This is a genomic window from Nocardia gipuzkoensis (assembly GCF_021183645.1).
Classification (GTDB): Bacteria; Actinomycetota; Actinomycetes; order Mycobacteriales; family Mycobacteriaceae; genus Nocardia; species Nocardia abscessus.
Window position 1 is genome coordinate 1,227,265 of record NZ_CP089225.1, and the last position, 14,350, is coordinate 1,241,614.

At 69.2% G+C, this 14,350-nt stretch carries 18 protein-coding genes; 12 read left to right on the forward strand and 6 right to left on the reverse strand.

The window, feature by feature from the left end; genetic code table 11:
* The first annotated feature begins 9 nt into the window (after window positions 1-9).
* Together LTT66_RS05665 and LTT66_RS05670 are read left to right on the forward strand one after the other, a co-directional pair.
* Window positions 10-666: a response regulator transcription factor gene (locus tag LTT66_RS05665; protein ID WP_233064863.1), complete on the forward strand. Its 657-nt coding sequence runs from the start codon at window positions 10-12 to the stop codon at window positions 664-666.
* Window positions 663-1,826, forward strand: a complete 1,164-nt coding sequence (locus LTT66_RS05670; RefSeq protein ID WP_233064865.1) for a sensor histidine kinase — start codon at window positions 663-665, stop codon at window positions 1,824-1,826. The genes LTT66_RS05665 and LTT66_RS05670 overlap by 4 nt, the downstream gene beginning before the upstream one ends.
* Before the next feature lie 55 nt (window positions 1,827-1,881).
* On the opposite strand, the gene LTT66_RS05675 is transcribed toward LTT66_RS05670, so the two are convergent.
* Window positions 1,882-2,259: a hemophore-related protein gene (locus tag LTT66_RS05675; protein WP_233064868.1), complete on the reverse strand. Its 378-nt coding sequence runs from the start codon at window positions 2,257-2,259 to the stop codon at window positions 1,882-1,884.
* Between the two features lie 168 nt (window positions 2,260-2,427).
* On the opposite strand from LTT66_RS05675, the gene LTT66_RS05680 reads away from it, so the two are divergent.
* Window positions 2,428-3,240, forward strand: a complete 813-nt coding sequence (locus LTT66_RS05680; RefSeq protein ID WP_233064871.1) for a DUF1460 domain-containing protein — start codon at window positions 2,428-2,430, stop codon at window positions 3,238-3,240.
* Window positions 3,241-3,264: 24 nt separating this feature from the next.
* On the opposite strand, the gene LTT66_RS05685 is transcribed toward LTT66_RS05680, so the two are convergent.
* Window positions 3,265-4,770, reverse strand: a complete 1,506-nt coding sequence (locus LTT66_RS05685) for a flavin-containing monooxygenase (RefSeq protein ID WP_233064873.1) — start codon at window positions 4,768-4,770, stop codon at window positions 3,265-3,267.
* Between the two features lie 24 nt (window positions 4,771-4,794).
* Here LTT66_RS05685 and LTT66_RS05690 point away from each other — a divergent pair, with 24 nt between their 5' ends.
* Together LTT66_RS05690 and LTT66_RS05695 are read left to right on the forward strand one after the other, a co-directional pair.
* Window positions 4,795-5,856 carry an AraC family transcriptional regulator gene (locus LTT66_RS05690; RefSeq protein WP_233064882.1) on the forward strand — a complete coding sequence of 354 codons (1,062 nt, stop codon included), beginning with the start codon at window positions 4,795-4,797 and terminating at the stop codon, window positions 5,854-5,856.
* Between the two features lie 155 nt (window positions 5,857-6,011).
* Window positions 6,012-7,955 (forward strand): UvrD-helicase domain-containing protein, encoded by a 1,944-nt coding sequence (locus LTT66_RS05695; RefSeq protein WP_233064884.1) that lies wholly within the window; start codon window positions 6,012-6,014, stop codon window positions 7,953-7,955.
* Here the strand turns inward: LTT66_RS05695 and LTT66_RS05700 are convergent.
* Window positions 7,952-8,944 (reverse strand): sigma-70 family RNA polymerase sigma factor, encoded by a 993-nt coding sequence (locus LTT66_RS05700; protein WP_233064886.1) that lies wholly within the window; start codon window positions 8,942-8,944, stop codon window positions 7,952-7,954. The two genes, LTT66_RS05695 and LTT66_RS05700, sit on opposite strands and share 4 nt — an antisense overlap.
* Before the next feature lie 156 nt (window positions 8,945-9,100).
* On the opposite strand from LTT66_RS05700, the gene LTT66_RS05705 reads away from it, so the two are divergent.
* The 3 genes from LTT66_RS05705 (at window position 9,101) to LTT66_RS05715 (ending at window position 10,718) form a co-directional block, all read left to right on the forward strand.
* On the forward strand, window positions 9,101-9,490 hold the full coding sequence (locus LTT66_RS05705; RefSeq protein ID WP_233064896.1) for a PPOX class F420-dependent oxidoreductase: 390 nt from the start codon (window positions 9,101-9,103) through the stop codon (window positions 9,488-9,490).
* 62 nt (window positions 9,491-9,552) lie between these two features.
* Complete coding sequence (locus LTT66_RS05710; protein ID WP_233064898.1) at window positions 9,553-9,927, forward strand: hypothetical protein; 375 nt, start codon at window positions 9,553-9,555, stop codon at window positions 9,925-9,927.
* 62 nt (window positions 9,928-9,989) lie between these two features.
* Entirely contained in the window at window positions 9,990-10,718 is a 729-nt protein-coding gene (locus LTT66_RS05715; RefSeq protein ID WP_233064900.1) for a VIT1/CCC1 transporter family protein, read from the forward strand.
* Window positions 10,719-10,813: 95 nt separating this feature from the next.
* Here the strand turns inward: LTT66_RS05715 and LTT66_RS05720 are convergent, their stop codons facing one another.
* The 3 genes from LTT66_RS05720 to LTT66_RS05730 are packed head-to-tail and all read right to left on the reverse strand — an operon-like array spanning window position 10,814 to window position 11,615.
* On the reverse strand, window positions 10,814-10,987 hold the full coding sequence (locus LTT66_RS05720; protein ID WP_233064902.1) for a CsbD family protein: 174 nt from the start codon (window positions 10,985-10,987) through the stop codon (window positions 10,814-10,816).
* 11 nt (window positions 10,988-10,998) lie between these two features.
* Entirely contained in the window at window positions 10,999-11,154 is a 156-nt protein-coding gene (locus tag LTT66_RS05725) for a DUF6131 family protein (protein ID WP_085994835.1), read from the reverse strand.
* Window positions 11,155-11,177: 23 nt separating this feature from the next.
* Window positions 11,178-11,615: a hypothetical protein gene (locus tag LTT66_RS05730; RefSeq protein ID WP_181719964.1), complete on the reverse strand. Its 438-nt coding sequence runs from the start codon at window positions 11,613-11,615 to the stop codon at window positions 11,178-11,180.
* A 113-nt stretch (window positions 11,616-11,728) separates the two neighbouring features.
* On the opposite strand from LTT66_RS05730, the gene LTT66_RS05735 reads away from it, so the two are divergent.
* The 4 genes from LTT66_RS05735 (at window position 11,729) to LTT66_RS05750 (ending at window position 14,350) form a co-directional block, all read left to right on the forward strand.
* Window positions 11,729-11,923, forward strand: a complete 195-nt coding sequence (locus LTT66_RS05735) for a hypothetical protein (RefSeq protein ID WP_233064903.1) — start codon at window positions 11,729-11,731, stop codon at window positions 11,921-11,923.
* 92 nt (window positions 11,924-12,015) lie between these two features.
* A complete protein-coding gene (locus tag LTT66_RS05740) occupies window positions 12,016-13,200 on the forward strand; it encodes a cytochrome P450 (protein WP_233064905.1) in 1,185 nt (394 codons plus the stop codon).
* A gap of 145 nt (window positions 13,201-13,345) precedes the next feature.
* Window positions 13,346-13,789, forward strand: a complete 444-nt coding sequence (locus LTT66_RS05745; RefSeq protein ID WP_195103334.1) for a hypothetical protein — start codon at window positions 13,346-13,348, stop codon at window positions 13,787-13,789.
* A gap of 3 nt (window positions 13,790-13,792) precedes the next feature.
* Window positions 13,793-14,350 (forward strand): ImmA/IrrE family metallo-endopeptidase, encoded by a 558-nt coding sequence (locus tag LTT66_RS05750; protein WP_233064907.1) that lies wholly within the window; start codon window positions 13,793-13,795, stop codon window positions 14,348-14,350.

Here is a 14,350-nt window from a genome sequence, read left to right on the forward strand (position 1 = left end):
GATGGCGGGGTGCGGGTGCTTGTGGTCGAGGACGAGAAATTGCTGGCCGACGCGATCGCCGACGGGCTGCGCCGCCACGCCATGGCGGTCGACGTGGTGTACGACGGCGGCGCGGCACTGGAGCGCGCAGGCGTCAACGACTACGACGTGGTGGTGCTCGACCGAGATCTACCGGGGGTCCCCGGCGACGCGGTGTGCGGCACGCTGGTCGAGTCCGGCGGCGCCGCTCGGATCCTGATGCTGACGGCCGCGAGCGCCGTGGCCGAACGGGTGGCGGGTCTGGGATTGGGCGCGGACGACTATTTGACGAAACCGTTCGCGTTCGCCGAGCTGGTGGCCCGGATCCAGGCGCTCGGGCGCCGCGCGCGCAGCGCCGCTCCCCCGGTGCTGGAACGGTCCGGCATCCGGCTGGACCCGCACCGCTTCGCCGTGTCCAGAGACGGCGAGCCGGTCGCGCTGTCGCGCAAGGAGTTCGCGGTGCTCGCCGAACTGCTGCGGGCGGACGGCGGCGTGGTCTCGGCCGAGCATCTGCTGGAGAAGGCCTGGGACGAGCACATCGACCCGTTCACCGGCGTGGTGCGGTACACGATCATGAACGTGCGACGGAAGCTGGGCGACCCGCCGGTGATCGAGACCGAGCCCGGCGTCGGATACCGGATCCGATGAGCGGGCGCACCATCCGGCTGCGGCTCACCATGCTGTACGCGACGGCGTTCTTCCTGGCCGGCGCGGTGCTGATCGCGCTGATGTACTTCTATCTGAACCAGTTCCTGGAGCGACGGCCCGGCGTCGGCGCGCAGCAGGTGGTACGTGAGTATCTCGTCGAACGTGCGGAACGGAACCGGGCTCCGGTCTCCACGGACCTGTACAAGGCGCTGACCGAGCAGGCCCAGCGGAATCGGCGGGACACATTGCGCGCCATGCTGATGTGGTCGCTGGTGTCCCTGGGCGCCGTCGGCATGGCCGCGGGCGGGTTCGGCTGGTTGCTGGCCGGACGCGCGCTGCATCCCCTGCAGCGGATCACCGCGACCGCACGACGGGTGGCCGACACCAGCCTGCACGAGCGCATCGCCCTCGACGGTCCGCAGGACGAGATCAAAGATCTGGCGGACACGTTCGACGCGATGCTGGAGCGCCTGGACCGGGCGTTCGACGGCCAGCGCCGGTTCGTCGCGAACGCCTCCCACGAGCTGCGCACCCCGCTGACCATCAACCGAACGTTGATCGAGGTGGCATTGGAAGACCCGGACGTGCCGGAGTCCACCCGCAGGCTCGGCGCCACGCTGCTCGAAGTCAACCACCGCCACGAACGGCTGATCGACGGCCTGCTGGTGCTGGCCACCAGCGAACAGCGGCTGACCGAACATCGCCGCACCGACCTCGCCGAGATCGCGGCCGACGCGGTCGGGACGCTCGCCGATCGACCGGGCGCAGGCATCACCGCAGACCTACAGCCCGCACCTGCGCTCGGGGATCGACTGCTGCTGGAACGCCTCGTCCACAATCTGCTCGACAATGCCGTGCGCTACAACCTTCCTGAGGACGGCTGGGTGACGATCCGGTCCCGGACGATCGGTGGGCGCGCGGTACTCACGGTGGAGAACAGCGGCCAACCGATTCCGGCATTCGAAGTCGACGGTCTCTTCGAACCATTTCGCAGACTGACCTCCTCCGAGCGTCTGGCCGACTCCGGCGCCCGCGGCGCGGGACTCGGTTTGTCGATCGTGCGCTCGGTAGCGCAGGCCCACGGCGGCACGGTCCGCGCGGCGGCGCGCCCGGACGGCGGGCTCGCGGTGACCGTCGAACTCCCCTCCGCCGGAGGGTAGCGCGGCTACCGCCCGCTGCCACACGGGCGAGTCCGACACCTCGCCCGTGCCCTGCTCAGTAGTTGTGGCAGGTGTCGGCGAGGACGCGCAGTTTCTCGCGATGCTGCTGAGCCTGCGGGGAATCGCGCCGCTCCTCGAACCTGCCCTTCGCCTCTGGGTGCTTGTCCAGGAACTCCTTGGCGCGTTGCTTGCGCTGGTCGACCGGGAGGCCGAGGAATTCTCCCAGCTTGGCCTTGCGTTCGGGGTGCGCGTCGAGTTTTGCTGCCAGATCGGGGAACTGGGCATGCACGGCGGCGTCGATCTGCGCGAAACTGCACGTCGTCTCGAGCAGCCCGCCCGGGCCCGGCTGCGCGGAGGCGGTCGCCGGAACCAGCAGCGCACCCACGGCGGCCAGACCGCCGAGAGCGATGGTGACTCGAACGAATCTCGTCATGTCGGATAACCCTTTCGATTGGACCTTCGGGCCACCGCGACGTGACCCGGCGTCCAGTCCAACAGGAGGGGTGTTTGGGCAGCGCTAGGTCATCGTGGAGCCCGGCTGTCCTTCGCCCGCTACCGTGGATGTCGCTGTCGTGTACCGATCACCTCTGCTGGAGGCGTCTTGCGCACCATCGCTCGCGTACTGCTCGTCCTGGCGGCCCTCGCCTGCGCCGCCGTATCGATACCGCCCGCGGCGCTCGGCGCGCCACCGGCCGGGCACCTCGACGACGCCACCGCGCGCAAGCTCGACGAATTGCTTTCGGTGCGTGCACAGGCGCCCGCATCGGCGAGCAAGGCGGAGTTGATCGAGCTGCTGTCGCGGCCGTTCCTCGGTACGCCGTACGGCGCGAACATGCTCGTCGGGTCGGCGACCGAGCCCGAGCGGCTGGTCATCGACTTCCGCCGGGTGGATTGCTTCACCTATCTCGACTATGTCGAGGCGCTCAGCAGATCGGCCGATCGCGATCAGTTCACGACGAATCTGATCGAAACCCGGTATGCCGGCGGCCGAGTCGATTTCCGCCAGCGCAAACACTTCTTCAGCGATTGGTCCCACACCGCCCGAGTCGCGGCCACCGACATCACGGCTACCCTGAGCCCCGGGGCGGTGACGGTGACCAAGCACCTCAACGCGAAAGCCGACGGCGGTGACCATCTGCCCGGATTGCCCGTGGTGGATCGCGCCATCACCTACGTGCCCAGTGCCGCGGTCGACCAGGACGTCGTGAGCAGGCTTCGCACCGGCGACTACATCGGCGCCTACACCGACCAACCGGGCCTGGACGTCACCCACGTCGGCATCTTCGTCATGACCCCCGCGGGCGCGGTCTTCCGCAACGCGTCTTCGCTCGCGGGCAACAACAAGGTGGTGGACTCGCCCTTCGCCGAGTACGTCCGGTCCACCCCGGGCATCGTCGTTCTCCGCGCGGGATAGGTCGCGCCCCGCACGCCTGCCGAGCTAGGCGACCGGCACCGGCCGGCGCACCGCCGATTTCGGCGTGGCGGTGAGCGTCTTGTCCAAGTCCGTGCGCAGCGTGGTGGCCGAGTCGAGCAGGTAGTTCTGCCGCACCTTCCACGGATGACGATCGCCCTGGCGCGGGAAGTCGCCGATGGAGCGCTGGATGTAACCGGAGGCCAGGTCCAGCAGCGGGTGCTCGGCGAGCTCGCCCTGCGGCCGCGGCACCACGGCGGCGTAGCCCTTGCGATCCATGTGGTTGAGCACCTTGCAGATCAGCCGGGAGGTGAGATCTGCGCGCAACGTCCACGAGGCGTTGGTGTATCCGATGCACACGGCGAAGTTGGGCACGCCGGTGATCATGGTCCCCTGCCAGACGAATTGCTCGGACAACTCGACTCGCGCACCGTCGACACTGGGAGCGATACCGCCGAAGGCCAGCAGTTTCAACCCGGTCGCGGTGATCACGACGTCCGCCTCCAGCACCCGGCCCGACTTCAGCCGGATACCCTCCGGCACGAAGGTATCGATGTGGTCGGTGACGACCTCGGCCTTGCCCTTCTTCATCGCCTTGAAGAAGTCCGCGTCGGGGACCGCGCACAGCCGCTGGTCCCACGGGTTGTAGCTGGGCGTGAAGTGCTCCGCGACGGCCTTGTCGTCCTTCAGGATGCGCGTGGTGAGGCCGGTGAGCAGCTTGCGCGCCGCGTCCGGACGCCGTCGGCAGTACTGATAGAAGCCGATGCCGAAGAGGATGTTCTTGGTGCGGATCACGCGATGTGCCAGCCGCGGCGGGAGGAGTTCGCGGACCTTGTCGGCCACTTTGTCCCGGCCGGGTACGGCGCTGATCCAGGTCGGCGTGCGCTGCAGCATCGTCACCAACTGCGCCTGCTGCGCCATGGCCGGAACCAGCGTGACCGCGGTGGCGCCGCTGCCGATCACGACGACGCGCTTGCCGCGGTAGTCGAAGTCCTCGGGCCAGAACTGCGGGTGCGCCACCTCGCCTGTGAAGGAGGAGATGCCGGGAAACTCCGGCGTGTACGGCTGCTCGTAGTCGTAGTACCCGGCGCAGGCGTAGAGGAAGCCGCAGGTGAGCGTGCGCGTCTCGGTGCCGCCCGACGCGTCGCGCTGCGCGAGCGTCAACGTCCAGCGGGCGGTGCCGCTGTCCCAGTCGGCGGCGAGCACCCTGGTGCGGTAACGGATGTGCCGGTCGATGCCGTGCTCGGTCGCGGTCTCGGTGATGTAGCGCAGGATCGACGGACCGTCGGCGATCGACTTGGCGTCGCGCCACGGCTTGAACGGGTAGCCGAGGGTGAACATGTCGGAGTCCGAGCGAATCCCCGGGTAGCGGAACAGGTCCCAGGTGCCGCCCAGCGCGTCGCGGGCCTCCAGGACGGCGTAGGTCTTGCCCCGGCACTCGGTCTGCAGCCGGTAGGCCGCGCCGATACCGGAGAGTCCGGCGCCGACGATCACGACATCGAGGTGTTCCGGTACTGCGACGGTCTCGGTCATGTCTCCAGTGTGCGAGCCGTGCGGATGGCTTCCTTGACTTTGCGCGACAAGTATTTGATCCTCGACGACATGTCGGTGATTCGGTCCGCGGGGTTGCGCGGGTTCCGCGCCACCGTGGCCGAGCTGGGCGGGGACGCCGAAGCGCTGGCCACGGCGTGCGGCTTGCCGGTGGCCGCGCTGGACGCCGACGACCTGCTCGTGCCCGACGAGCGGGTCGCGGGCGTGCTGGAGCTGGCCGCGCACCAGCTGCGCTGCCCCGACCTGGGCTTGCGGATCTCCCAGCGACAGGACCTGGACATGCTCGGCCCGCTGGCGCTGGCCATCCGGAATTCGCCGTCGCTGGCCGACGTGCTCGAATGCTCGGCGCGGTATCTGTTCCTGCACGCGCGCTCGCTCAGCCTCACGCTCGAACCGGACCCCTACGGCGATCGCGGAGTGATCGCGCTGCGGTACGGCATGCAGCCTGGATTGCCGACCCCCGTCCAGGGCACCGACCTAGGGCTGGCGTTCGTGCATCGCACCATTCACCGTCTGGTGGACGACCGCTACGGATTGCGCTCGGTCGAGCTGCCCTATCGGCCGGAGGCGCCGCTCGCCGACTACGAGGAGTTCTTCGGCGCCCCGGTGCGCGTCGAGCGGCCGTTCGCGGCGCTGCGGGTGCCGAGCAGCCTGGCGAGCAGGCCGCTGACCGGCGGTGACGAGAACCTGCACCGGCTGGCCATCGCGTTCCTCGCCGAACAGTCCGGCGGCGCGGACGCGGCGATCAGTCCGAAGGTGCGCGCCGCCGTCCGGCAACTGCTCGGCACGTCCACGCCCGAGATCGGCGCTGTCGCCCGGCTGCTCACCGTGCACCCGCGCACCCTGCAACGACGTCTCGCGGCCGAGCGCACCTCGTTCGCCGCGATCCTGGACGAGGTCCGCCGTGACGCGGCGCGCCGGTATCTCACCACGACGGATATGCCGATGAGTCAGGTCGCCTCGCTGATCGGGCTGTCGGAGCAGGCGACGTTCACCCGATGCGCCCGAAGATGGTGGGGCACAACGCCTACCGCGTTGCGCCGCACCGGATCGCACGGAAGAACATAGTCGCACAGCACTTTCGGGTGACGAGTCGACAACGGTCCGGCGTCCGATTCGCCCGATTCGGTAACGGTTGGCGCGGAAAGTGATCGGTCCATTCCCTCCTCGACGCCGGGTCTTTACCGTCGAAGACGAGGTATGTGTGCACCGAAGGGGGACCCATGAGCACCGATACCTGGCTTGCCCGTGTCGCGGACACGCTGGCCCGCATCCCCGGCTTCACCTCGCATCAGGGAGCATTCCTCGCCGACGCGCTGGCACAGCCGGGGCGGTACCTGCTCGTGCACCGGGACGCGGGGCGCGTGCCTGCCGACCACGCGCATGCGCTGCTGGTCTGCGGCACGGGCCTTTTCGCGTTGCGCTTCGTCGACAACGTACCTGCCGAGCTCGACGACATCCGTCGCGACGTCGAAGCGAGGTTAGGCAAGTTGCAGTTCGGGCGGGAGAAGGTGGTCGCCCACGACGTGCAGATCGTCCTGCTCGTCCCGGCCGGAGTCGGCCTGCGCGAGGACGGCCGGTTCGCCGTCGCCGGGCCCGGCGAGCTCGATCGGGTGATCCGCGCACGAAGCCGGCGGCTGCGCCCGAGCCGGGTACAGGCGATCGCGAACACGATCGCGCATCAGTCCGCGCGCGAATACGACCTGCTGGAGATCGAAGAGGACGGCCCACCCGATCTCGCCCTGCTCGAACGGTCGGAGGTGCTTGCTCCGCAACGGGACACCGCGCTGCGGATGCCGTTCCAGCACTGGATGACCTTCCTGGATCCCGAACAGGAACTCCTGGTCAACCGCACGTACACCGGCCCAGCACGGGTGACCGGGCCAGCGGGCACCGGGAAGACGGTGGTGGCGCTGCACCGCATGGCGAGGCAGGCCAAGCGATCCACCGGACGTCAGCTGTACACCACGTTCGTCAAGACCCTGGCGAACTGCCAGGAAACCTACTTCCGCCGGCTCGCACCGGGGACCGAGGGCCGGGTCCAGTTCGCCGGACTGCATTCCTGGGCGCTGGATTTCCTCGGCCACCGGATAGCGGCGCCCAGACTCGATCCGCACGGAGCCGATCAGGTCTTCGGCCGCGTCTGGGAGCGCGCGAGAGCGGACTTCGAGGACATCGAGCCGCACGGGAGCTACTGGCGGGAGGAGATCGACCGGGTCATCAAGGGCCGGGAGATCGATGATCTCGACGTCTATCAGCGCACCGAGCGCTTCGGACGCGACGGCGTGCGCCTCGACGCCGACCGGCGCGCCGAGGTATGGCGCAAGCTCTACGTCCCCTACGTGACCGAGATGCGCAGACGCGGCATCTCCGACTACAGCGACGTGATCGCCGTCGCGCTGGCCGAGATACGCAACGAACCACTGGCACAACCGTACGACGCGGTCGTCGTGGACGAGGTGCAGGACATCACGCTGGCCGGGCTGCGGCTGGCCCACGCCATCGCCGGGGGCAACGGATCGAGTCCGCTGCTGCTGCTCGGCGACGGGCAGCAGCAGGTGTACGCGGGCGGCTGGCGGATGGCCGACGCGGGCATCAGCCTGCGCGGGCGCGGGGAGATCCTGCGGGTGAACTACCGCAATCGCCGCCGCGTGTGGGAGAACGCGGCCGGCATCGAAGCGGTGAACGCACTGGGCGATTTCGACGACGCGCCCGGTGTGCTGTTGCGTGACGCCGACGTCGCCCTGCCCGACGGACTGGTGCACATCTGGCGTGGACCGGACCAGTACCTGGAGGCCGCGCTGGTGCACGGCATCCGCGAGTGCGGGAAACCACTGTCCGACATCGCCGTGCTGACCAGGACACGCCATTCGGCCGACCGGCTCGCCGGGGCGCTCGACGCCGTCGGCATCGCGACGCTGCGCCTCGAGGAGTACGACGGCACGCCGGTGGCCGCGGTCAAGGTCGGCACGGTCCACCGCGCCAAGGGCCTCGACTTCGCGGCCGTCTTCCACCCGACCTGGTCGGGCGGCGGCCGGCCCGGCGCGGGCGCGAGCCGCGAACGAGCCGAACTCGCCGACCGGCAGAAGCTCGTCGCGATTACCCGGGCGCGCGACTACGCGTGGATCGGCATCCGAGACGATCGTGCTGGCCGCGACCGGGCCTAGCGGGTCAGCCCGAGCACCGGGGCGAATCCGAAGGCCGTGACCAGATCCGGGTCGCCGAATGCGGTGATCCGGATGATCGAGTCCTGCGTCGTGGTGAGCACCGCGACGCCGAAAGCCCGGTAGTCGCAGCCGGATTCCCGGTGATAGGCCACCGCGGCAAGTTGCCCGTTGGCCGCGGCCGGGAACAGCATCCACTCGCCGGGGCTCCCGAGGACCTGCTGGGCCAGGTAGTCGACGCACGTCTTCTTGCCCGCGAACCAGGTGCCCGACGGCGGCATCTCCAGAACGGCGTCGCGGTGCAGCAGTCGTTCGATGGCCGCCGGATCGGCACGGCGGAACGCGATCAGGTACTCCTCGAGCAGCGCGCGCTGTCCCGGATCGCTCGGCGCCACCGCCTGCTCGGCGACCGACGAGACCTCGGCGAGCCGGGCCCGGGCACGCTGCAACGTGCTCTTCACCGCCGCGGTACTGGTGTCCAGCAGGTCGGCGACTTCGGCCGCGGGCAGTCCGAGCACGTCGCGCAGCAGCAGCACGGCGCGCTGCCTGCCGTTCAGGTGTTGCAGGCAGGCGATCAGCGCGAGGCGCAGGCTGTCGCGAGCTACGGCCACACCGGCCGGGTCCGCCGACTCCGGCGTCACCAGCGCGTCCGGCAGGGGCTGGAGCCACCGGACGTCCGCCGCGGCGGCGACCGGCGGCGCGGACGGGTCCGTGCCCGGTGCGCCGAGACCGGAGGGCAGCACGCGCCGCCCGTGGTGCCCGAGCGCGGTCAGGCACGCATTCGTGGCGATCCGGTACAGCCAGGTCCGCACCGAGGAACGCCCCTCGAAGGTGTCGAAGGAGCGCCAAGCCCGCAGATAGGTCTCCTGCACCAGGTCTTCGGCGTCGTGGACCGAGCCGAGCATGCGGTAGCAGTGCGCGAGCAGTTCCCGGCGATACGGCTGGGTGCGGCGAGTGAATTCGGCGTCGGGCAGCGCGCTGGTCGTGGTCATCCGCAGGTCCTTTCCCGGTCCACCGAGCGTGAGCCGTCACAGATGAGACCGAGCGGGACGCGAAAAAGAATCGCTTACCCCGATTCCTCCGGCTCGCGACGGAAGTCCACCTGACGGGGATCACCGTGATTCCCGCATCGACCGAGGAGAATTCCCATGCCACTCGACGACATCGTGCGCACCCTGATCGACGGCCCCCACGCCGCCGTCCTGGCCACCGCGAACGCGGACGGCCGTCCGCAGTCCTCGGTGATCTTCGTCGACTACGACGGCGACACCCTGCTGTTCAGCACGATCGAGGGAAGGCTGAAAACCCGCAACATGGTGCGCGATCCCCGGGTGAGCCTGCTGGTGCTCAGCCGCGCCGACGGCCGGTACGTGGAGGTGCGCGGCCGGGCCGAGATCACCGACGACCCGGACAAGACCCTGCTCACCGCGATGTACGCCAAGTACATGGGCGGCGCCACGCCTCCGCCGGAACCCGAGGCGCACCGGCTGATCGTGCGGATCGTCCCGGAGCGCGTCTACGTCTTCCCACCCGCTTGAATCGCCACTGGGAAGGCACGATTCGGCCGCTAGACTCCTGGAACGACTGGGAAGGGGGCCGCATGGACGCGGTTATCAAGGAGGTCGCCGAGGAGGGCAAGCGGCTGATCGACCGAGCCTGGCTCGGCGAACTGAGCCGCGACCAGGCGGTGCACATGTTCGTCCAGGTCGGCGACGGCATGGTGCGCTACGAGACGGCGCTGACCATCATCGACGACGGCGTGCAGCGGCTGGCCGCCAACGCCAGGCGGCTGCGGATCCTGCGCTGGTGCGCTCTGCTGGAGTTCCCCGTGTTCGGTGGGTTCGCGGTGCTGGCGATGTTGCTCGGGGACTACACCACCGCCGCGCTCTCGGTCCTGTTCCTGCTGATCCTGCAGATCATCCACCGCACGATGCTTCCGCAGCCGCCGGCGGTTCCCCGTCAGCCGGGCGGTTGACCGATCACCCGGGGCGGCACGGGGGTCCCGTCCGCGCGTCGCGGTGTCATTAGGGTGCATTCATGGCTCGCACGAACAGCGCCTCCGGCGCCCATCCGCACGAACCGCACGGCGACGGCTTCGCCGCCAAGCTCAACTGGCTGCGCGCGGGTGTGCTCGGCGCCAACGACGGCATCGTGTCCACGGCGGGGCTGGTCGTCGGCGTCGCCGCGGCGACAACCGACACCGCGGCGTTGTTCACGGCGGGCATCGCGGGTATTTCGGCGGGCGCGATCTCGATGGCGGTGGGCGAATACGTGTCGGTCAGCACCCAGCGTGATTCGGAGCGGGCCCTGCTGGCGAAAGAACGCCGCGAACTGCGCGAGGAGCCGGACTACGAGCTGGCAGAACTCACGGGCATCTACCAGGCGAAGGGGCTGACGCCGGAAACGGCGCGGAAGGTCGCCGAAGAACTCACCGCGCACGACGCGTTCACCGCGCACGCGGAGGCCGAACTCGGCCTGAATCCCGCCGAGCTGACCAACCCCTGGCAGGCGGCGTTGTCCTCGGCGGTGGCGTTCACCCTCGGCGCGCTGTTGCCGTTGCTGGCCATCCTGCTGCCGCCGGTCACCGCGCGCATTCCGGTGACCTTCGCGGCCGTGCTCACGGCCCTCGCGCTCACCGGGTCGGTCAGCGCCCGGCTGGGCGGAAGCTCACGGGGCCGGGCGGTGCTGCGGGTGGTGCTGGGCGGTGCGCTGGCCATGGCCGTCACCTATGGCATCGGGCAGCTCGCCGACGTCGCCGGAATCTGACTCCGGCGCAGCGCTGTTGCGCATCCGTCCCGACGCACGCCGATGCCGGGCGGAGGCTGTCGGCCTTCGCCCGGCACCGGTCGCCGGTTACGCGGTCAGCGCTTGAACGCGCCCCGCAGTTTGTCCGCGGCCCGCTTGACGTTGCCGCGAGCCTGCTCACGCCGTCCCTCGGCCTCCAGCCGGGAGTTCCCGGTCGCTCTGCCGAGAAATTTCTTCATGCTGCCCCTGGTCGCTTGCACCTGGTGCGCGAGGCGATCTTCGAACTTCATGGCGAATTCCTCTAGTAGTACCAGCGGCGGCCGCCCACCGGACGGCCCACCGAACCGGCCACCAGCAGTACCAGCCCGATGATCAGCACGATGATGCCCGCCGTGGTGAGCAACGAAATTCCGAGCAGCCAGCCCAGAACCAGGAGGATGAGGCCGAGAATAATCATTGTCGTATTCCTTTTCTCGATAACTATTTCGCGGTCACGGGTTTGGAGGTCGATACCGTCGCGCCGCGATCGGTCCGGGTGCCGCCCGAACCGGGTGTACGCAGCCACCGCCGCCAGGCCGGTTCCTGGGCAGTGCCCTTGACCGGTACGGAGGTGTCTGTCGCCAGATCACGCCGTACCGCCGCCATCTCGCGACGGGACTGCGCCAGCTCACGACGCGCGACCATGCCGCGGCGGGTCACCCGCCAGGCACCGGTCAGGACGAGCGCCAGTCCGAACATCCCGATCGCGCCGAGCGCGACCCCGTAGCCGAACAGCGCTCCGCTGGAACCTTGGAAGTGGTAGTCGAATACCGCGAAATCGCTCGTCAGTTGCTGAGCGGGGCCGGTGTTGCCGACTACGGCGGCAACTCCGATGATCACGGCCGCGATCAGGGCGACGAGCCCGATGATGATGATCATGACAATCCCTGTGGCGTCGAGTCGTATGACAACACCGCAATTCCCGGGGTCCAGGCGATCAAACGCGGCGAAAAGAAAAGTTTGATCGGGACGAATCGGGCAATGCGAAATGCATGACGTACACAGTTACTCTGCACAACGTTACCCGCGAGTCCGCGTCGGCGATCGAATCTTCACTGCGCGGCGTCAACGGCATCGACTCCGTCGACATCGACGTCCCGTCGGAACGCGTGCTGGTGAACTCCACGACGCTGACCTACGGCGAGGTTCTCGACGCGATCCGCCAGACCGGAGCCTCCGCCTCCTGATCGGAGCGTTCCGCCGCACTCCACGGCATCGCCGGCCCATGCGGTAACCATCGGCCGCCCGTGCGCACCATACGGTGCGCGATGATGACCGGGTGACGGACGTGTTCGACCCCGAATTCGCGCGAGACCCGTGGCCCACGCTCGATCGGCTGCGCAACACCGGGGGCGTACACCGCGTCCGGACGCCGGACGGTCCTCCGGCTTGGCTGGTGACGCGCTACCGCGACGTGCGGGCCGGACTGCTGGATCAACGGCTTTCCACTCAGGCCCGGCACGCGCAAGGGGACGACTACCGAGGTTTCCCCGTCCCGCCACCGCTGGACGAGATGCTCAACGCCGCCGCGGCCGACCACGCCCGGCTGCGCAGCATGGTCACCGCCGAGTTGTCGCCGCGCAGGCTGGCCGAGTGGACCGCGCTCGCTCCGAGCCTGGTGGATTCGCTGCTGCGCGCGGGTGATCCGGGCGGGACGGTCGATCTGGTCGAACGGTTGGCGGTACCCCTCCCCGCAGCCGTGCTGAGCGAGCTGCTCGGCCTCGACGACCCGGTCTCGGAACGTCTTCGCGACTGGGCGAATTCGACACTGCTTCCGTCGCAATCGCCACCGCGCGCCCGCGACACCCTGGCCACCATGCACGCGATCATCACCGAGGCCACCGCGGCGGCGCGGCCCGATACGGCGCTCGGCCGGTGGGTCGCCGCGCACCGGAGTTCCGGCTCGCCGACCGCCGACGAGCTGGCCGGACTGCTGTTCTATCTGCTGTTCGTCTGGTACGAGGTGCTCGCCGACCTGATCGCCGGTTCGGTGCTCACGTTGCTGGGCCATCCCGATCAGTTGCGGGTGTGGCGTGCGACAGAAGACAAACAGTCCGCCGTGGACGAACTGCTGCGCTACCTGTCGCCGCAGGTGCTGGCCGGGCCACGGTTCGCAGTGACCGAGCTGACCATCGGCGACACGACGATTCGCGCGGGACAAACCGTTCTGCTGTGCCTGGCCTCGGCCAATCACGATCCCGAGATCTTCGACCGGCCCAGGGAATTGGAGCTCAGGAGAGACCGCGGCGCCCAGCTCGCGCTCGGCTACGGCGTGCACGCCTGCCTGGGCAACGCGCTGGTGCACACCGTCACCGCCGCGGCCGTCGATCACGTCTTCGCCCGGTGGCCGGATTCGGCCCTGGCGGTGGACGAGCGAGAGATCGTCTGGCGCTCCGGCTTTCGTCATCGAGGTCCACTGGCGCTGCCGGTGGATCTGGCGATGAGATGGGGCGAGCGACGATGATCGCCCCACCTGCTCCCGCTCTCGGATGCCGGGCCTCTCGCGGTCACCCACCCCTTCGGGGCGACCACACCGGCATGCGCCGGCGGAGCACGGACGAGTATGATCTACGACACACACGCTGTCAACTACAGGAGACACGCTGATCATGGGGGAGGATGCACACCCGTTCACGCGGGCTCTCACGACGCTCATCAACGGAATGCACCCGCCGGCGAGCAAAGACGGACGGCCGCAAGAGATCACCCATCGAGCGCTCGCCGAGGACATCCACCGCACCACCGGGGCGAGCCTGTCCGCCAACTACCTCTGGAAGCTGCGCACCGGACAGGCGGTGAACCCGTCCTACGAGACGCTCGAGGTGTTCCGGGGCTACTTCGGGCTCGACAGCCTGGACCCGTTCACCGATCCGCAACTGGCGGCGGCGCGGGGCAGCGAGCTGGCATTGATCAACGCGCTCAAGGGAAATGCCGAGCACGAGGTGCTCGAGCTGGTGCTGCGCGACGGGCTGCAACAGGGTACGGTCCGCGCGGAGTCGGTGCTGGCGATGCTGGATGTCCTGCGGCGCATCGAGAACGAACAACGCGAGTGAGCGATGCGGGTCGCGGCGTGGAGCAAGGACGGAGGTGACCAGCCGGTGCTGGATCGTCGCTGGCTGCGCCGCCAACTGCGCGGTCTCGGGCTGCCCGGCCGGTTCACCGTCGGCGAGCTGGCCGAGGCGGTGGCCGAGCGCCGCGCCCGGCCGCTGCGCCTGCGTCCGGAGAGCTTCCCGGTCACCGGACTCACCGGCGGCCTGCTGGTCACCGACGCGATCGACTTCATCGCCTACCAGCGCAACACCTCGAAGGTGCACCAGGACCACATCGTCTGTCACGAGCTCGGCCATCTGCTCGCCGGGCACCGCACCGTCGACGTCGGCGGCGGCGAAGCGGTGCGGCTGCTCGCGCCGAACATCGACCCCGCCGTCGTGCGGCGGATGCTCGGGCGCACCAGCTACGCGCAGCCCCAGGAACGCGAGGCAGAGCACATCGCGAATATGTTGATGGCCCACCACATCACGCAGTGGACCGCCAGGGAGGAATGGGTCCTGCCCGATTCCGCGCCGGTCGCCGCGCGCCGCCTGCTGGACGCGCTGGGCCCGGGGCAGGGCTGA